At 51.8% G+C, this 3,279-nt stretch carries 2 tRNA genes and 1 rRNA gene; all 3 read left to right on the top strand.

The annotated features are described in order from the left end of the window. Positions 1–42: 42 nt before the first annotated feature. The 3 genes from H6B15_RS15080 (at position 43) to H6B15_RS15090 (ending at position 3,228) form a co-directional block, all read left to right on the top strand. Positions 43–118: transfer RNA gene (locus H6B15_RS15080), tRNA-Ala, on the top strand. Positions 119–121: 3 nt separating this feature from the next. After that, a tRNA-Ile gene (locus tag H6B15_RS15085) sits at positions 122–198 on the top strand. A 196-nt stretch (positions 199–394) separates the two neighbouring features. Next, a 23S ribosomal RNA gene (locus tag H6B15_RS15090) occupies positions 395–3,228 on the top strand. Positions 3,229–3,279: the final 51 nt, after the last annotated feature.

Consider the following 3,279-nt stretch of genomic DNA (forward strand, 5'->3'; position numbering starts at 1 on the left):
CTTCAGCATAAGGGCAGCGAAACCCGAAACGCTGGAAAGCGCGGGGGTATAGCTCAGTTGGGAGAGCACCTGCTTTGCAAGCAGGGGGTCAAGGGTTCGAATCCCTTTATCTCCACCATCCGGGCTGATAGCTCAGCTGGTTAGAGCACTCGGCTGATAACCGAGAGGTCGATGGTTCGAGTCCATTTCAGCCCACCACCGGATGTCCCGGTGACGGGGCGTCCCAAAAACCTTATGCAGGGTAGCTTGCTACCCGGTATGTACCTTGAAAACTGAATATAGAACTGCGAAACAAGATAACAGAAATGTTATTACCCAAGTAAAATTATAAAAACTATAATTTCACCAAGCGGTAAAATCTTGTTGGCAAATGGAGAATCAATCTAAGGAAAACGGTCAAGCTAGAAAGGGCGCAAGGAGAATGCCTTGGCACTGGGAGCCGATGAAAGACGTGGTAAGCTGCGAAAAGCCTTGGGGAGGAGCAAACATCCTTTGATCCAGGGATATCTGAATGGGGCAACCCGGCGATGCTCATACATCGTCACCGTGCACTGAATTCATAGGTGTACGGAGGGAACCGCCTGAACTGAAACATCTAAGTAGGGCGAGGAAGAGACATCAACATGAGATTCCGTAAGTAGTGGCGAGCGAAAGCGGAAGAGGGCAAACCGGAAGGAGAAATCCTTCCGGGGTATGGACTGCTTTTAGGACTGGAATGGTTAATCGAAGGGCATGGGAAGGCCCACCGAAGAGTGTGAGAGTCACGTAGATGAAAACTTGAACAGCTGCGCAGGATCCAGAGTACGGCCAGACACGTGAAACCTGGTCGGAACATGGGGGGACCACCCTCCAACCCTAAATACTACCCAGTGACCGATAGCGTATAGTACTGTGAAGGAAAGGTGAAAAGGACCCCGGGAGGGGAGTGAAATAGAACCTGAAACCTTGTGCCTACAAGCACATAGAGCCCGTCAACGGGTGATATGGTACTTTTTGTAGAACGGTCCGGCGAGCGATTGTACGTTGCGAGCTTAAGGTCTTAAGGACTGGAGGCGTAGCGAGAGCGAGTCTGAATAGGGCGAGATAGTAGCGTGCAATGGGCCCGAAACCGGGTGACCTACCCATGATCAGGCTGAAGTGAAAGTAAAATTTCATGGAGGGCCGAACCGACCTCCGTTGAAAAGGCGGCGGATGAATTGTGGGTAGCGGAGAAATTCCAATCGAACTCGGAGATAGCTGGTTCTCCCCGAAATAGCTTTAGGGCTAGCCTCATGTTAGATATCCGGAGGTAAAGCACTGAATGGCCTAGCGCCCGAGAGGGTAGCGAAGCCTATCAAACTAAGAATGCCGGAATATTGATGCATGGGAGTCAGACAGTGTGAGATAAATCTCATTGTCAAAAGGGAAACAGCCCAGATCTACAGCTAAGGTCCCAAATTGTATCTAAGTGGAGAAGGATGTGGAAATACGCAGACAACCAGGATGTTGGCTCAGAAGCAGCCATTCATTCAAAGAGTGCGTAATAGCTCACTGGTCGAGCGTCTCTGCGCCGAAAATTTAACGGGGCTAAGATACAAACCGAAGCTTAGGCTGCGTCTTAGGACGCGGGGTAGGGGAGCGTTGTGTGCGCGGAGAAACGATAGCGTAAGCGGTCGTGGAGTGCACAGAAGTGAGAATGCCGGAATGAGTAGCGCGAATGCAGTGAGAATCTGCATGGCCGAAAGCCTCAGGTTTTTGGAGGAAGGTTCGTCCGCTCCAAGTTAGGCGGGAGCTAAGGTGAGGCCGCAAGGCGTAGCCGATGCACAGACGGTAGAGATTCCGTCCCCACCGAAAGATTTAAGCGCAGGGACACTTTTTGAAGGTCAGAGCCGGGTGTTGGTTCCGGTAGTGATCGAGGGAAATATAGTACCGAAGTCTGGCTGAATAAGAGGCGAGAAAAGCTGCGTGTATATCTAAGGTGCCCGTACCGCAAACCGACACAGGTAGGTAGGAAGAAGATTCTAAGGCCAACGGGAGAAGGGTTGTTAAGGAACTCGGCAAGTTGACCCCGTAACTTCGGAATAAGGGGTGCTCACGAGAGTGAGCCGCAGAGAATAGGCCCAGGCAACTGTTTACCAAAAACACAGGTTTGTGCTAAATCGAAAGATGACGTATACGAGCTGACGCCTGCCCGGTGCTGGAAGGTTAAAAGGAGATGTGCAAGCATTGAATTGAAGCCCCAGTGAACGGCGGCCGTAACTATAACGGTCCTAAGGTAGCGAAATTCCTTGTCAGGTAAGTTCTGACCCGCATGAAAGGCGTAATGATCTGGGCACTGTCTCAACAGCCCGCCCGGCGAAATTGTAGTACCGGTGAAGATGCCGGTTACCCGCGACAAGACGGAAAGACCCCATGGAGCTTTACTGTAGCCTAATATTGGGTTTCGGTGTTGCATGCACAGGATAGATGGGACACTGGGAAGCTAGGGCTTTGGCCTTAGTGGAGTGGCCGTTGGGATACCATCCTTGCGACATTGGAATTCTAACCTGCGCCCTTGAATCAGGGCGGGGGACATTGTTAGGTGGGCAGTTTGACTGGGGCGGTCGCCTCCTAAAGAGTAGCGGAGGCGTTCAAAGGTTGGCTCAGCATGGACGGAAACCATGCCAGAGAGTGCAAACGCAAAAGCCAGCCTGACTGCGAGACTGACGGGTCGAGCAGAGACGAAAGTCGGAGTTAGTGATCCGGTGGTATGTGAGTGGAAATGCCATCGCTCAACGGATAAAAGTTACCCTGGGGATAACAGGCTGATCTCCCCCAAGAGTCCACATCGACGGGGAGGTTTGGCACCTCGATGTCGGCTCATCGCATCCTGGGGCTGTATTCGGTCCCAAGGGTTTGGCTGTTCGCCAATTAAAGCGGTACGCGAGCTGGGTTCAGAACGTCGTGAGACAGTTCGGTCCCTATCTGTCGTGGGCGCAGGATATTTGAAAGGCGCTGTCCCTAGTACGAGAGGACCGGGATGGACGAACCTCTGGTGCACCAGTTGTCACGCCAGTGGCACAGCTGGGCAGCTATGTTCGGATCGGATAAACGCTGAAAGCATCTAAGCGTGAAGCCGACCTTAAGATAAGATATCCCACTGAGTCAATCAGGTAAGACCCCTTGAAGACTACAAGGTTGATAGGCACACAGTGTAAGCGGAGCGATCCGTTCAGCTAGCGTGTACTAATAGGTCGAGGGCTTGACCCCATTTTCTTAGAGTACTTCATTTGCCAGCAGTTCGATATTCAGTTTTGAGGG

Source organism: Gemmiger formicilis (genome assembly GCF_016900095.1).
GTDB lineage: Bacteria > Bacillota > Clostridia > Oscillospirales > Ruminococcaceae > Gemmiger > Gemmiger formicilis_A.